The 14,643-nt window shown below is 77.9% G+C and carries 12 protein-coding genes; 3 read left to right on the top strand and 9 right to left on the bottom strand.

What is annotated here, in order from left to right:
- Nucleotides 1-8 precede the first annotated feature (8 nt).
- The 7 genes from mraY to mraZ form a co-directional block, all read right to left on the bottom strand.
- Nucleotides 9-1,088, bottom strand: a complete 1,080-nt coding sequence (gene mraY / locus ACI8AK_RS10175; RefSeq protein ID WP_387994433.1) for a phospho-N-acetylmuramoyl-pentapeptide-transferase — start codon at nt 1,086-1,088, stop codon at nt 9-11.
- Complete coding sequence (locus ACI8AK_RS10170) at nt 1,085-2,494, bottom strand: UDP-N-acetylmuramoyl-tripeptide--D-alanyl-D-alanine ligase (protein ID WP_387994436.1); 1,410 nt, start codon at nt 2,492-2,494, stop codon at nt 1,085-1,087. The genes mraY and ACI8AK_RS10170 overlap by 4 nt, the downstream gene beginning before the upstream one ends.
- Nucleotides 2,491-4,035 (bottom strand): UDP-N-acetylmuramoyl-L-alanyl-D-glutamate--2,6-diaminopimelate ligase, encoded by a 1,545-nt coding sequence (locus tag ACI8AK_RS10165; RefSeq protein WP_456956127.1) that lies wholly within the window; start codon nt 4,033-4,035, stop codon nt 2,491-2,493. The genes ACI8AK_RS10170 and ACI8AK_RS10165 overlap by 4 nt, the downstream gene beginning before the upstream one ends.
- A 65-nt stretch (nt 4,036-4,100) precedes the next feature.
- Nucleotides 4,101-6,047 (bottom strand): peptidoglycan D,D-transpeptidase FtsI family protein, encoded by a 1,947-nt coding sequence (locus ACI8AK_RS10160; RefSeq protein ID WP_456903214.1) that lies wholly within the window; start codon nt 6,045-6,047, stop codon nt 4,101-4,103.
- 2 nt (nt 6,048-6,049) lie between these two features.
- Entirely contained in the window at nt 6,050-6,634 is a 585-nt protein-coding gene (locus ACI8AK_RS10155) for a hypothetical protein (RefSeq protein WP_456956125.1), read from the bottom strand.
- The gene (gene rsmH, locus ACI8AK_RS10150) at nt 6,631-7,593 is read right to left on the bottom strand and encodes a 16S rRNA (cytosine(1402)-N(4))-methyltransferase RsmH (RefSeq protein WP_456956124.1); all 963 of its coding nucleotides are present in this window, start codon (nt 7,591-7,593) and stop codon (nt 6,631-6,633) included. Before rsmH ends, ACI8AK_RS10155 begins: the two co-directional genes overlap by 4 nt.
- Nucleotides 7,594-7,982: 389 nt before the next feature.
- Nucleotides 7,983-8,417 carry a division/cell wall cluster transcriptional repressor MraZ gene (mraZ, locus tag ACI8AK_RS10145; protein WP_387994466.1) on the bottom strand — a complete coding sequence of 145 codons (435 nt, stop codon included), beginning with the start codon at nt 8,415-8,417 and terminating at the stop codon, nt 7,983-7,985.
- Between the two features lie 316 nt (nt 8,418-8,733).
- On the opposite strand from mraZ, the gene ACI8AK_RS10140 reads away from it, so the two are divergent.
- Genes ACI8AK_RS10140 through ACI8AK_RS10130 form a run of 3 tightly spaced genes read left to right on the top strand, consistent with a single transcriptional unit; the run spans nt 8,734 to nt 13,567 of the window.
- On the top strand, nt 8,734-9,717 hold the full coding sequence (locus ACI8AK_RS10140) for an AAA family ATPase (RefSeq protein WP_456950358.1): 984 nt from the start codon (nt 8,734-8,736) through the stop codon (nt 9,715-9,717).
- A 17-nt stretch (nt 9,718-9,734) separates the two neighbouring features.
- Nucleotides 9,735-11,138 (top strand): DUF58 domain-containing protein, encoded by a 1,404-nt coding sequence (locus ACI8AK_RS10135; protein WP_456956122.1) that lies wholly within the window; start codon nt 9,735-9,737, stop codon nt 11,136-11,138.
- Entirely contained in the window at nt 11,135-13,567 is a 2,433-nt protein-coding gene (locus ACI8AK_RS10130) for a transglutaminaseTgpA domain-containing protein (RefSeq protein ID WP_456956120.1), read from the top strand. Before ACI8AK_RS10135 ends, ACI8AK_RS10130 begins: the two co-directional genes overlap by 4 nt.
- A 30-nt stretch (nt 13,568-13,597) precedes the next feature.
- Here the strand turns inward: ACI8AK_RS10130 and ACI8AK_RS10125 are convergent, their stop codons facing one another.
- A complete protein-coding gene (locus tag ACI8AK_RS10125) occupies nt 13,598-13,969 on the bottom strand; it encodes a cupin domain-containing protein (protein ID WP_387994026.1) in 372 nt (123 codons plus the stop codon).
- A 139-nt stretch (nt 13,970-14,108) separates the two neighbouring features.
- On the bottom strand, nt 14,109-14,537 hold the full coding sequence (locus tag ACI8AK_RS10120; RefSeq protein WP_387994028.1) for a DUF3040 domain-containing protein: 429 nt from the start codon (nt 14,535-14,537) through the stop codon (nt 14,109-14,111).
- Nucleotides 14,538-14,643 lie beyond the last annotated feature (106 nt).

Raw genomic sequence — 14,643 nt, 5'->3', positions numbered from 1 at the left:
GTCCTTTCTCACAGCCCGGTGACGGAGAGCCAGTCGGCGTAGAACAGGCCGAGCCCGAAGGCCACGGCCATCCCGGTCACCAGCCAGAACCGCACGATGACGGTGTTCTCCGCCCACCCGGCGAGCTCGAAGTGGTGGTGCAGCGGGGCCATCCGGAACACCCGGCGCCGGGTGGCGCGGAAGAAGGCCACCTGGATGACCACCGACAGCGTCACCGCGACGAACAGGCCGCCGAGGACGATGAGCAGCAGCTCGGTGCGGGTGACCACGGCCAGGCCCGCGAGCAGGCCGCCGAGGGCCAGCGACCCGGTGTCGCCCATGAAGATCCGCGCCGGGCTGGTGTTCCACCACAGGAAGCCCAGGCACGCGCCGAGCCCGGCGGCGGCGACCAGCGTGACGTCGAGCGGGTCGCGCACCTGGTAGCAGCCGTCGACCAGCTCGCCGGAGCAGTCGTGGGTGAACTGCCAGAACGAGATGATCGTGTAGGCGCCGCAGACCATCGCCGAGCAGCCGGCCGCCAGCCCGTCCAGGCCGTCGGTCAGGTTCACCGCGTTGGAGAACCCGGCGATGAACAGGTAGGCGAGGACCACGAAGCCGACCGAGCCGAGGAACAGCGGGTCGATGTCGCGGACGAAGGAGACGAACTCCGACGCCGGGGTGACCCCGGCCTCGTCCGGGAAGTTGATCGCGAGCACCGCGAACGCGACGCCGACCACCAGCTGCCCGACCAGCTTCGAGGTCTTGTTGAGCCCGAGGCTGCGCCGGAAGCGGATCTTCAGGTAGTCGTCGAGGAACCCGACGGTGCCCAGGCCCACCATGAGGAACAGCACCAGCAGGCCGCTGGCGGTCACCCCGCGGTTGGGCTGCCCGATGAGGAACAGGTGGGAGATCAGGTAGCCGCCGACCGTCGCCCCGACGATGACGGTGCCGCCCATGGTGGGCGTGCCCTTCTTCGACAGGTGGCTCTCGGGGCCGTCGTCGCGGATCTCCTGCCCGAACCCGCGCCGGCGGAAGGCCCGCACCGCCAGCGGGGTGCACAGGATCGAGATGAACAGCCCGAAGGCCGCGGCGATGAGGACGGACTTCACGCGCCTGCCCCGGCGGTCAGCAGGCCGTCGGCCAGGACCTCCAGCCCGTGGGCCCGGCTGGCCTTCACCAGCACGACGTCACCGGGCACCAGCACCTCCGAGAGCAGGTCGAGAGCGGCCGCTCGGTCGGGCACGGACGCGACCTGCGGCCCGTGGCCCTCCCCGTGGCGGGCACCGGCGGCCGTGGCACCCGACACCATCCCTACCGCATCGGGTCCGACGGCGACGAGCAGGTCGACCCCGGCGCCGACCGCGTCGCGGCCCAGCCGCTCGTGCTCGGCGTCGGCGTCGGGGCCGAGCTCGGCCATCCCGCCGAGGACGGCGACCCGCCGGGTCGCGGGCAGCCCGGCGAGGGCGGCCAGCGCGGCGCGCATGGACTCGGGGTTGGCGTTGTAGGCGTCGTTGACGACGGTCACGCCGTCGGCGCGGCGGGTGACCTCCATGCGCCAGCGGCTGCGCGGCTCGGCGGCCGACAGCGCCTGCGCCACGGCGGCGGGGGTCATGCCGGCGGTGAGCGCGGCGGCCGCCGCCGACAGCGCGTTGGCCACCTGGTGCTCGCCGACCACCTGCAGCGCGACCGGGTGCTCCTCCCCGCCGGCGACGAGGGTGAAGCGGGCGCGGGCGGCGTCGTCCAGGGTGACGCCGGTGGCGCGGACGTCGGCGCCGTCGGACCGGCCGGTGGTGACCACCCGGGCGCGGGTGCGCGGCGCCATGCCGGCCACCCGCGGGTCGTCGGCGTTGAGGACGGCGGTGCCGGTCTCCGGCAGCGCCTCCACCAGCTCGCCCTTGGCCTGCGCGATGACGTCGGCCGAGCCGAACTCGCCGAGGTGGGCGGAGCCGACGTTGAGCACCACGCCGACGTCGGGCCGGGCGACCGCGCACAGCCGGGCGATGTGCCCGACGCCGCGCGCGCCCATCTCCAGCACCAGGTGGCGGGTGCCCTCGTCGGCGGACAGCACGGTCAGCGGCAGGCCGATGTCGTTGTTGAACGAGCCGGGCGGGCTGACCGTCGGGCCGGCGGCGGCGAGCACCTGGCCGAGCAGGTCCTTGGTGGAGGTCTTGCCCGAGGAGCCGGTGATGCCGATCGTCAGCAACCCGCCCGCGGCCAGCCGGGCGTGCACCGCGGCGGCCAGCCGGCCCAGGGCGTCCACCGTGTCGTCGACGACGAGCGCCGGCAGCGGACCGCCGGGGCGGGTGGTGAGCGCGGCGACGGCGCCGGACGTGGCCGCGGCGTCGAGGAACTCGTGCCCGTCGACCCGCTCGCCGGCGACCGCGACGAACAGGTCGCCGGCGGCGACGGTGCGGGAGTCGAGGGTGACGCCGGTGACGGTCGCCGCCGGGTCGGCGGCGGGCGTCAGCGCGGCGCCGACGGCCTCCGCGACCTCGGCGAGGGTCAGGGCGATCACCGGCGGGCCGCCCCGGCGGCCGCCGCGGTGAGGACCTCGCGCAGCACCGCGCGGTCGTCGAACGGCGTCACGGTGCCGGCGACCTCCTGCCCCGTCTCGTGTCCCTTGCCGGCGACCAGGACGGTGTCCCCGGGCCGGGCCAGCTCCACCGCGCGGGCGATGGCCGCCCGGCGGTCGCCGATCTCCTCCACGCTGCCGCGCCGCTCCGCCGGCACGCCCGCGAGGACGGCGGCGCGGATGGCGGCCGGGTCCTCCGAGCGCGGGTTGTCGTCGGTGACGACGAGGTGGTCGCTGCCGAGCGCCGCGGCGGCGCCCATCGCGGGGCGCTTGCCGGGGTCGCGGTCGCCGCCACAGCCGAGCACGGTCACCAGCCTGCCGGTCGTGGCGCCGCGCAGCGCGGCGAGCGCCGAGGCGACGGCGTCGGGGGTGTGCGCGTAGTCGACCACCGCGGTGAAGGGCTGGCCGGCGTCGACCGGCTCCATCCGCCCGGGCACGACGGCGGTGGCGATCCCCTCCAGCGCCGCGGCCACCGGCACGCCGACGGCGTCGAGCAGCGCGACGGCGAGCGCGGCGTTGGTGACGTTGAACCGGCCGGGCAGCCGCACGCGGGCGGGCCACGTGCCGCCGGGGCCGGTCAGGGTGAACACCGAGCCGCCGTCGGAGGCCGGCGCGACGTCGGCGGCGGTCCAGTCGGCCGGGTTCCCCTCGGCGGACACGGTGACCGCGCGCCCGCCGAGCATCCCGGCCAGGCGGCGGCCGTGCCCGTCGTCGACCACGACGACCTCGCGGGCGGCGCGGCCGTCGAACAGCAGCGCCTTGGCCCGGAAGTAGTCCTCGAGGTCGCGGTGGAAGTCGAGGTGGTCCTGGCTGAGGTTGGTGAACCCGGCCGCGGCGAACGGGACGCCACCGACCCGGCCCTGCACCAGCGCGTGGCTGGAGACCTCCATGACCACGGTGTCGACGCCGGACTCGGCCATGGTGGCGAGCAGCGCGTGCAGCACGGGCGCCTCGGGCGTGGTGCGGACGCTGGGGAAGGCGGTCTCGGCGCCGCGGGCGCGGGTGCGGGTCTGCACGGTGCCGATCAGCCCGGTGCCGTGCCCGGCGGCGGCCAGGCCGGCCTCGACCAGGTACGCCGTCGTCGTCTTGCCGTTGGTGCCGGTGATGCCGACGACCGGCAGCCGGCGGGCGGGCTCGCCGTAGACGCGCGCGGCGACGTCGCCGAGCAGCGCGCGCGGCGCGTCGACGACGCACACCGGCAGGCCCGTGGCCACCGCCTGGTCGCGGCCGGCGGGGTCGGTGAGGACGGCGACCGCGCCGCGGCCGGCGGCGTCGGCCGCGAAGCGCGCGCCGTGCGTGCGGGCGCCGGGCAGGGCCGCGTAGAGGTCGCCCGGCCGCACCTCGGGGGTGGCCAGGGTCACGCCGCGCACCGGCGTGGCGGGGTCGCCCTGCACGGGGTCGCCGACGAGGTCGCGCAGCGCGCTGAGGGCGAGCGGGCGGGTCCCCGCAGGCCGGGGCACCGACCCGGTTCCGGTCGGGCTCACGTCTGGCCAATCTACCGTCGGCACCGGCCCGTCCCGCGCACCCGCACGGCCTCGGCGGTGCGCGACTAGTCCCCCGCGGGACCGCCGGTCGCGGCCTCGGCGAGGTCCTCGCCGGTGAGCGCGAAGTCCGGCCGCGGCGTCCCCGACGGCACCACGCCGCGCTCGGTGAGCACGTAGCGCATGACGTCGGCGAAGACGGGTGCCGCGACCTGGCCGCCCTCGGCGGAGCTGCTGGGCCGCTCGAGGTCGACGGCGACGACGTACTGCGGGTCGTCGGCGGGGGCGAACCCGACGAACGTCGTCACGTAGCCGCCGCCCGCGTAGCAGCCGCACTCGGGGTTGGCCCGCTGCGCCGTCCCGGTCTTGCCGGCCACCCGGTAGCCCTCCACCTCGCCCAGCGGCGCGGTGCCGCCCGGGCCGACGACGGCCTCGAGCATGTGGGCGAGGTCGTCGGCGGTGTCCTCGCTGACCACGCGGGTGGGCTCGGGCGCGTCCGGCGTCGACGTCGTCCCGTCGGGGGCGGTCACCGAGGCGACCACCCGCGGGGGGACGCGGACGCCGCCGTTGGCGATCGTCTGGAAGACCGAGGCCATCTGCAGCGTCGTCACCGACACGCCCTGGCCGATGGCGATGTTCGCGGCCCGGCTGGCCTCCCACTCGTCGGAGGCGGCGAGGAGGCCGCCGCTCTCGCCGGGCAGCTCCACGCCGGTCTCCTCCCCCACCCCGAAGGCGCGCAGGTAGCGCTCGAGCGTGGCGTCGCCGACCTCGCGGGCCAGCATGATCGTGCCCACGTTGCTGGACTTGGCGAGGATGCCGGTGACCGTCCAGTCGACCGGGGCGTGGTCGTGGGCGTCGGTGACGACGGCGTCGCCGGCCTGGATGTGGCCGTTGACGTTCAGCACCCGGTCCGGGGTGGCCTTCCCCTCCTCGACGGCGGCGGCCAGGGTCACCGCCTTCATCACCGAGCCGGGCTCGAAGATGCTGGTCACCGCCGGGTTGCCCAGCAGCTCGGGGTCGGTGCTGCCGGCCTGGGAGGGGTCGTAGCCGGGGCAGGAGCCCATCGCGACCACCTGGCCGGTGTGCGCGTCGAGCACCACGGCCGAGGCCCGGGTGGTGGCGCCGTCGGAGCAGGCCTCCGCCAGCCGCTGCTCGGTCGTGAACTGGACGTCCTGGTCGAGGGTCAGCTCGACGGTGCTGCCGTCGGTGGCCGGCGTGGACTCGTCGATGCCCGAGGGGATCGGGTGGCCGCCGCTGCCGACCTCCACCCGCCGCATGCCGTCGGTGCCGCCGAGCTCGTCCTGGAACCGCTGCTCGATCCCGGCCAGCCCGTCGCCGTCGCGGCCGACGAAGCCGACGACCTGCCCGCCCACGGCCCCGGTCGGGTAGAGCCGCACCGGGTCGTCCTCGAACACGATGCCGGCGAGACCCAGGGCGTCGATGGCGTCGACGGTCTCCGGCGAGACCTGGCGGGCGAGGACGACGTAGCGGCCGTCGCGGCCGAGCAGCTCGGTGAGCTCGGGCACCGGCACGTCGAGCAGGGCGGTGAGCGCGAGCGCGGTGCGCTCGGGGTCCTCGACGACGGTGGGGTCGGCGACGACCCGGGAGGCGTCGACGGTGTAGGCGAACGGGTGGCCGTCGCGGTCGACGATCGCCCCACGGAGGGCGGAGATCGGGTACTCGGCGAGCCGGTCCTGCTCGGCGGCGTTGGCGTAGTCGGCGCCGTCCACGCCCTGCAGCAGCACCAGCTTGCCGGTGACGAGCAGCAGCGGGACGACGACGAGCACCAGCCCCCACCGGAGCCGCTTGGCGCCCATCCGCAGCGGCCGGCCCACCCGGCGGCTGCCCGGGGCGCGCCGCGGCACGAAGGCGCCCGAGCGGGGCAGCGGCTCGCGTGCGCCGCGGGGCCCGCCGGCGCGCGGGACGGGTCGGGGCACCGCGCCCCGGCCGCCGCGGGCGGCGGTGCGCGGGGCGGCGCGGCGGGCGGGCTCGGGACCGCGGGCGGGCGGGAGCACGCTCAACCCTCGTCCCCGGCCGCGGCGGGGTCCGGGGCCGGCTCCGGGGTCCCGCGCAGGGTGGCGCTGCCGTCGGCGCCGATCACCAGGTGCCCGGCCGCGCCGGCCGGGACCAGGCCCGCGGCGACGGCGGCCGCGGCCAGCTGCACCGGCGTGCTGCCGGAGACGACCTGCTGCTCCAGCTCCTGCACCTCCTCGGCCTTCTCGGCGTTGGCGTTGCGCAGCTCGGTGGCCCGCAGCGAGTTGACCGCGATGGAGGTGTTGAGCACCAGCAGGCCGATGGTGGTGAGCACCAGCAGCGCGACGACCAGCAGCGCGAACGGCGCCCGGCGCCGGGCCGCCGCGGAGCGGGTGCGCGCCGCGCCGCCGGGCAGCAGCCGCAGCTCGGGAGGCGTGGTGCGGGGCGTGGTGCGGGCCGTGGTGCGGGCCGCCGTCCGGGAGGTCCCCACCCGGGGCGCGGGGCCGGTGGTGCGGGTGCGGGCCGGCCGCGAGGGCAGCGCCCGCAGCGGGCGGGAGGGCAGGGTCCGGGCGACCCGCTCCCCCGGTGCCGACGGCTCGGCGCGCGGCGCGCGCGCGGCGGTGCTCACGCCGGCCGCCGGATGCGCTCGGCGGCGCGGACGCGGGCCGACGCCGCGCGCGGGTTGGCGGCGACCTCGTGGTCGGTGGGGCCCTCGCCGCCGCGGGTGAGCAGCCGCAGCACGGGGCCGTACTCGGGCAGCCGGACGGGCAGCTCCGGCGGCGTGCGGTCGGTGGCACCGGCGGCGAGGGTCTGCTTCACGATGCGGTCCTCGAGCGAGTGGAAGGTGATGACGGCGATCCGGCCGCCCACGGCGAGGGCGTCCAGCGCCGCGGGCAGGGCCCGCTGCAGCGCACCGAGCTCGTCGTTGACCTCGATCCGCAGCGCCTGGAAGGTCCGCTTCGCCGGGTTGCCGCCGGTGCGGCGGGTGGCGGCGGGGATGGAGTCGCGCACCAGGTGGGCCAGCCGCTCGGTGCGGGTGAACGGCTCGCGCGCCCGCTCGCGCACGATCGCCGCGGCGATCCGGGAGGCGAAGCGCTCCTCCCCGTACACCCGCAGCACGCGGGTGAGCTCGGCCGCGGAGTAGGTGTTGACGACGTCGGCGGCGGTGCGCGGCGCGCCCGGGTCCATCCGCATGTCCAGCGGCCCGTCGGCGGCGTAGCTGAACCCGCGGTCGGCGCGGTCGAGCTGCAGCGAGGAGACGCCGAGGTCGAACAGCACCGCCTGCACCTCGGCCAGGCCCAGGCGCCCGAGCACCTCGGGCAGCTCGTCGAAGACGGCGGGCACGAGGGTGACGCGGTCGGTGTGGCCGGCGGCGGCGATGCGGGCGGCGGCCTCGGCGCGGGCGTGCGGGTCGCGGTCCAGCCCGACCAGGCGCAGCCCGGGGTGGGCGTCGAGCAGGGCCAGCGAGTGCCCGGCCAGCCCCAGGGTGGCGTCGACCAGCACGGCCCCGTCGGCGGCGCAGGCCGGACCGAGCAGGTCGGTGACGCGGTCGAGGAGGACGGGGACGTGCACGGCCGGTGCGCTCACGTCGTCCTCCTCGCGGGTCGGGCCCGGCGGGGCGGGCAGGGCAGGTGTCTCATGGTGGCGCGGACGGCGCTCCGGCTGGGGGAGCCGGCCAGGCGTGCCGCGCGGGGAACGGCGCCGCGGGCCCGGGGAGGGAGCCCGCGGGGTGGCCCGGGAAAGGGAGACCCCCGCCCCCGCGGTGCCGCCTGGCGCCGGGGAAGAGCGTCAGGAGGCGGCCGCGGGAGCGGGGGTCGCCGGATGCCGGTGGCCGGTCCGACCGGCGGCGGGGAGCGCCGCCTGCGCACGGGGTCCGAGCCGCGGGGAAGACGGTTCGGGCCGCACCCGGTCGAGCCGCGGGGAAGTCGGCTCGCGGACGGGCGCGCGCGGGGGTCGGGGCGACCGGCGGGACGGGGTCAGGACAGCGTGGGCATCCCCTCGCTCTCCATGGCGGCGAAGGCCGCCTCCTGCTCCTCCACGTAGGCGTCCCACGTGGCCTGGTCCCAGATCTCGAAGCGGGTGTCGACACCCACGACGACCACGTCGCGGTCGAGGCCGGCGTACTGGCGCAGGTTGGCCGGGATGGTGATGCGGCCGGCCTTGTCGGGCTCGACCTCGACCATCGACCCGAAGCTCATGCGGGCGCGCATCCGGGCCTCGGCGGTGTCGGCGGGGGCCATGCTGGCGGCGGCGCGGCTCTGCTCGGCGACCCGGGCCATGGTCAGGCCGTAGACGCAGCGCTCCTGGCCCTTCTTGATCACCATGCCGTCGGCCACCTGGTCGCGGAACCGGACGGGGAGCGCGAGCCGGCCCTTCTCGTCGAGGCGCAGGGCGAAGCTGCCGACGAACACCGGATCACCTCCCCCATGTGGTCCTCCTCGTGTCCTCCGCGGACCCGGGACGGGCCCTGGCTCCCCACCGCGCCACACACTAACCCACTACGCCCCACCAGACACCACTCGACACCATGTCGTGACCCACCCGCTCCACCCGTTGGCGTGCAGGTCAGGGGCACGGGGACGGCGGGGGGCGGCCGGGTGGGGCGCGGTGGGGGGACGGCCCACCGGGAGGGGTCGCGGGGGCCGTCGTGGTGGGGACCCGGGAGGGGCCCGGTGGGGCGGTGCGCGGACACGTTGCGGACCGCTCCGGGCACGTACCGTGGGCCGGGTGACCGACACCATGCGTGCGGCGGGCGGGACGGCGGGGCTGCCGGTGGACGTCGCCGCGGAGGGCGCGCGGATCGCGGCCAACGTGTCCCGCGTCGTCCAGGGCAAGCCCGACGTCGTCCGCCTCGCCCTCGTGGTGCTACTCGCCGAGGGCCACCTTCTGGTGGAGGACGTTCCCGGGACCGGCAAGACGACGTTGGCCAAGGCGCTGGCCGGCTCGATCGACGCCAGCGTGCGGCGCATCCAGTTCACCCCCGACCTGCTGCCGAGCGACGTCACCGGCGTGGCCGTCTACGACCAGGAGACCCGGGCCTTCGAGTTCAAGCCCGGCGCGGTCTTCGCCAACGTCGTCGTCGCCGACGAGATCAACCGGGCCTCGCCCAAGACGCAGTCGGCGCTGCTGGAGTGCATGGAGGAGCGGCAGGTCACCGTCGACGGCGTCAGCTACGAGCTGGCCCGGCCGTTCCTGGTGATGGCCACCCAGAACCCGGTGGAGATGGAAGGCACCTACCCCCTCCCCGAGGCCCAGCGCGACCGGTTCACCGCGCGGGTCTCGATGGGCTACCCCGACCGCGAGGCCGAGGTCGCCATGCTCGACGACCGCGGCACCGCCGACCCGCTCGCCTCCCTGGCGCCGGTGGCCGACGCCGGCACGGTGCGCGCGCTGGTGACGGCGGTGCAGTCGCTGCACGTCTCCGACGCGATCCGCCGCTACGTCGTCGCGCTGGTCGAGGCCACCCGCCGCTCCCCCGAGCTGCGGCTGGGCGCCTCCCCGCGGGCCGGGCTGCAGCTGCTGCGCACCGCCCGCGCGTCGGCGGCGCTGTCCGGCCGCGACCACGTGCTCCCCGACGACGTGCAGGCGATGGCCGTCCCGGTGCTCGCCCACCGGCTGCTGCTCACCGCCGACGCCGCGGCCGCGCGCCGCACCGCCGAGCAGGTGGTCACTGCCCTGCTGTCCACCGTGCCCGTCCTCCGCGGGCGCTGACCGCCGTGGGTGGGCCGTTGCGCACGGCGCTGACCTCGCTCACCCTCCGCGGCCGCTGCCTGGTCGCCGCGGGGGCCACCTTGCTCGGGCTCGGCGCGCTGCTCGGCGAGCGGCCGCTGGTGCAGATCGCCGTCTTCGTGCTCGCGCTGCCGCTGGTGTCGGCGGTCGCCGTCGCCCGGCAGCGGTTCCGCGTCGGCGTCCGGCGCACCGTGTCGCCGTCTCGGGTGCCGCGCGGCCAGGACGCCGAGGTGCTGCTCGAGGTGACCAACGCCGACCGGCGGACGGGACGGCTGTGGCTGCTGTCCGAGCACCTGCCGCCCGAGCTCGGCCGCTCCCCCTCGTTCGTCGTCGAGCGGCTGCCCGCCGCCGCGACCGCGGGCATGCGGTACCGGGTGGCCGGCGCCCGCCGCGGCCGGTTCCGGCTCGGCCCGATGCGGCTGCGCCTGGTCGACCCCTTCGGGCTGGTGCAGCGCACCACCAGCGGCACCGACGGGGCGCCGCTGGTGGTCGTGCCGCGGGTCCGGCCGCTGGGGCCCGGCGGCCCGGGCGGCGGGCACGGAGGCGGCGGCGAGGGCGCCCGCCGCTCGATCGCGGTGCACGGCGAGGACGACGTGAGCACCCGCGCGTACCGGCACGGCGACGACCTGCGGAAGGTGCACTGGCGGGCCACCGCCCGCACCGGCGAGCTCATGGTCCGACTGGAGGAGCGGCCCTGGCGCGCCCAGGCGGCGCTGCTGCTCGACACCCGCACCCGCGCCCACCTGCTCACCCGCGCCGCCGGCCCGGGACCGGTCGCCGGCGGCGCCGTCCCCGGCCCGCCCGGTGACCCGACGCCGCCGCAGGACAGCCTCGAGTGGCTGGTGGAGGCCGCGGCGAGCATCGGCACCGCGCTGGCGCGGCGGGGGGCGGCGCTGCGCGTGGTCACCACCGCCGGCGAGCTCACCCCCACCGCGCCGGACGGCGGCCGCGCCGCCCCCGCCGCGCGGGCGGCCCTGGGACCGGGCGAGCTGCTGGACCGGCTGGCCACTCTCGGCCCCGGCCGCGGCACCGGCCTGGGACCGGCCGCGGAGCTGCTGCACCGCGTGGCGGGCGAGGGCCCGGTCGTCGCGCTGCTCGGCGCGGTCGGCCCCGACGACCTCACCGAGCTCGTCGCCGCGCGCTCGGGCCCGTCCGCCGACGTCGCGGTCCTGCTCGACGTGGCCAGCTGGGCCGATCCCGGCGCCCGCAGCAAGCGCGGGCTGTCGGCCACGGCGCGCGCGGCGCTGACCGCCCAGCTGGAGCAGTCCGCGACGCTGCTGCGCGGCGCGGGCTGGCAGGTCGTCGTCGCCGACTCCTCGCGCACCGTCGAGGCCGTGTGGGCCGACCTCGCCCCGGCCTCCGCCGGGGTCCGGGGCGGCGGCGTCCTGGGGGTGCCGGCGTGACCACGCTCGCCCCACCGCCGCCCCCGGTCCGGTCCGGCGGGCCGGTCCCGCCGCCGGTCCCCGCACCCCCGCCGGCGCCCGTGCCGCCGGGCACGCTGTCCCGCGAGGGCGGCACGACGCTGGCCGCCGCGGTCGCCACCGCGCTGGGCAGCTGCGCCCTGGCGCCGGTCTTCACCCGCCCGGCCTGGGCGCCGCCGGCGCTGGCGGCGATCGCGGTGGTCGCCCTCACCGGGCTGGCGCTGCGCGCGGCCGGGCCGGCGCTGTGGGCATGGGCGTCCGGCGGCCGGGCGCTGCCCGCCCGCGCCGGCGCCGCCGGCGTCCCGCTGGTGCCGCTGGGCCAGCTGGCCGCCCTGCTCTGCCTGATGACGGCGCTGTTCGCCCCCGGCGACGCGATCGGCGGCTGGCTGCCCACCCCCGGCTCCCTCGGCGACCTCGCCGCGGTGCTCACCGACGGCTCGGCCGAGATCCGCGAGCAGTCCACACCGGCGCTGCCGCTGACCGGCCTGCTCGCGCTCACCGTGCTGCTGGTCGGGATCGTCGCCGTCGTCGTCGACCTGATCGCCGTCGGCGGCCGGCAGCCGGCCCTCGCCGGGCTGGGGCTGCTGGTCCTGTTCTGCGTGCCGGTCAGCACGGTCACCGGCAGCATCGGGCTGACGGCGGTCGCGGCCCCGGCGGCGGGGCTGGCGCTGCTGCTCTGGGCCGACCAGGCGCGGCGGCTGGCCGCGCGGGCCGGGCGGCGGGGCGGCGCCGGCGGGCTCGCCGCGACCGGCACCGCCGCGCTGGCCCTGGCCGCCGCCCTGGTGGGCGGCAGCGTGGTGCCGACCCTGCCCGAGGGCCGGGTGGTCGCCGGCTTCGGTCCCGGGGGCGGCGGCGGGTCGACCGGCACCGCACTCGACGCGGCCGCGGCGCTGCAGGGCCAGCTCACGCTGCCCCAGCCGATCGACCTGCTGCGGTTCGACGCCTCGGTCCTCGACCCCGGCTACCTGCGCGTGGTGACCCTCGACGTCTACAGCGCCGAGGACGGCTGGACGGTGGGCAACCTCGACGGCGAGACGTCGGTGGGGCAGCCCGACGACCTCGCGCCGCTGCCCGGGCGCCGCGACGGCCGGCGGGTCGAGGCCACGATCACCGCGGTCGGCCACGACGACCGGTTCCTGCCGGTGCTCACCTCCCCCCTGACGGTGGAGATCGCCGACCCCGGGGCCTGGCGGTTCGACCCCACCACCGGCACCGTCTTCGGCCGCGACGTCACCACCGCGGCCCAGAGCTACCGGGTCACCGCCGTCGAGGCCCGCCCCACCGAGGACGACCTGCGCGCCGCCGGCGAGGTGCCGCCCGGCTCGCCGGTGCGCGAGCGCGACACCGCGCTGCCGCCGCTGGACCCCGCCGTCACCGACCTGGTCGCGAGCCTCACCGCGGGCGCGGCCACCCCCTACGACGCGGTGCGCGCCATCCAGGGCCACTTCTCCCGCGCGAACGGCTTCGTCTACAGCCTCGCGACCCGGCCGGGCACCAGCGGCGACGACCTCGTCGACTTCCTGCAGCTCAAGCAGGGCTACTGCGAGCAGTACGCCGGGGCGATGGCCGCCATGGTGCGGGCCGCGGGCATCCCCGCCCGGGTCGCGCTGGGCTACACGCCCGGCCGGGTGCAGCCCGGTGGCGGGCGGCTGGTCACCAGCGACGACGCGCACGCCTGGGTCGAGGTGTACTTCGACGACCTCGGCTGGGTGCCGTTCGACCCCACCCCGATCGACAGCGAGCGCGCCGTCGACCTGCCGTGGGCGCCGCGGCCGGCCGACCAGGAGGTGCTCGAGCGCCCGCAGGACGTCCCGACCGCGCCGACCGCGCCGCAGAGCGCCCCGACGCCGCAGCAGGACCGCGTGGACGGCGCCACCCCGCAGGGCACGACGGCCGCGCAGACGTCGTCGGCGCGGCCGGTGCTGGTCGCCGCCGGCGTGCTGCTGGGGCTGGCCGCGCTGCTGGCCGCTCCGGCCGGCGCCCGCGCGCTGCAGCGGCGCCGCCGGGTGGCCGGCGGGAGCCCGGCCGCGCTGTGGGACGAGCTCGCCGCGACCGCGCGGGACCTCGGCCTGCCCTGGGACCCCGCGCAGACCCCGCGGCAGCAGGCGGCGGCGCTGACCCGCACCCTCGACGGCGTCGCGGTCGCCGGGGGCGCGCACCGGGCCGGCGTCCCCGACGCGGCCGACGCGGTCGGGCGGCTGGCCCGGGCGGAGGAGGCGGCCAGCTACGGCCGCCCCGGCGCGCCCGCCGACCCGTCCCTGGGCGCCGCGCTGACCCGGGCGCGGCGGGGGCTGACCGCGGCGGCGGCGCCGTGGGCCCGGCTGCGGGCGCTGCTGTGGCCCGCGTCGCTGGGCGACGCGCTCGCGGCCGCGGTCACCGCGAGGCTCCCCCGCCGGAACCCCGCCGCCTGAGCCGGCCCCGCCGGTCCCGGGCCGGCGGGGCTACGGCCGGGCCGCCCAGACCGAGGCGCCGTGCCAGTCGATGGCCACGACCGGCTCGTCCCCCACCACCCAGGCGTCGTGCCCCGGCGGCAGCGACGTGACCTCACCGGGACCGGACTCGATCTCGGTGCCGTCGGCCATCACGACGTGGATGCGGCCGGAGACCTGGTACTGCTGGTGCGGGGCCTGGCACAGGTCCGTGCCGGCCACCGGCCGGACGTGCTCGGACCACCGCCAGCCGGGCTGGACGGTGATGCGGCCGACCTCGGCGCCGCCGGCCAGGTGCAGCAGCTCCAGCCGCCAGTTCTCACCGTGCCGGACCTCGTCGGGACGGTCGAAGGACAGGTGCTCCAGGGGCTGTGTCTGCGTCATCGGGACTCCCCCTCCCGATCGGCTCGTGGGGCAGGCCCCATCGTCCTCGTCCCCCCGGGACGGGTCGACTCCCTCGGCCACGGGAACGGCGACGGCCGCCGTCCCGGGTGGGACGGCGGCCGTCGCGGGGTCTCGCGGGCTACTGGTCGTAGCGGCGGCGGAAGCGCTCCTCGAGCCGGTTCTTCAGCGGCTGCTTGCGGGGCCTGCCGCCCCGGCCACGGCCGCCCTGCGCGCCGCGGGCACCGGCCGGGCCGGTCTCGACGGCGCCGGTGGCCGAGCGGTAGTTGAGGACGCCGAGCGCGGCGCCGCCGAACATCACGAGGAACCCGAGGACGCCCAGCGGCACGGACGGGACGACGGCACCACCGACGAGGACGGCCAGGCCCACCACGACCAGCAGCGCACCGAGCTGCAGCTTCCGCCGCGCCCTGAGCCTGCGGTCGCCGGTGCGGACGGAGGAGGCGAACTTGGGATCGTCGTCGACGAGGGCGCGCTCGATCTGCTCCAGCAGTCGCTGCTCGTGCTCGGAGAGCGGCACCGAGACCTCCAGGTGGGCGGAGCCAGACACCGCCGGGCCCGTACCCGGTGGTGACACCGAGGATACGAGCCGTTGGCGGGGTGCGAAAGGCGAGTCCGCGGCGACCCGCCGTACCGCCGTCGTGACCACCCCTCCG

Source organism: Geodermatophilus sp. SYSU D00867 (assembly GCF_054050315.1).
Note: the sequence above shows the minus strand (reverse complement) of the source record. Positions and strands in the feature narration are given on the sequence as shown.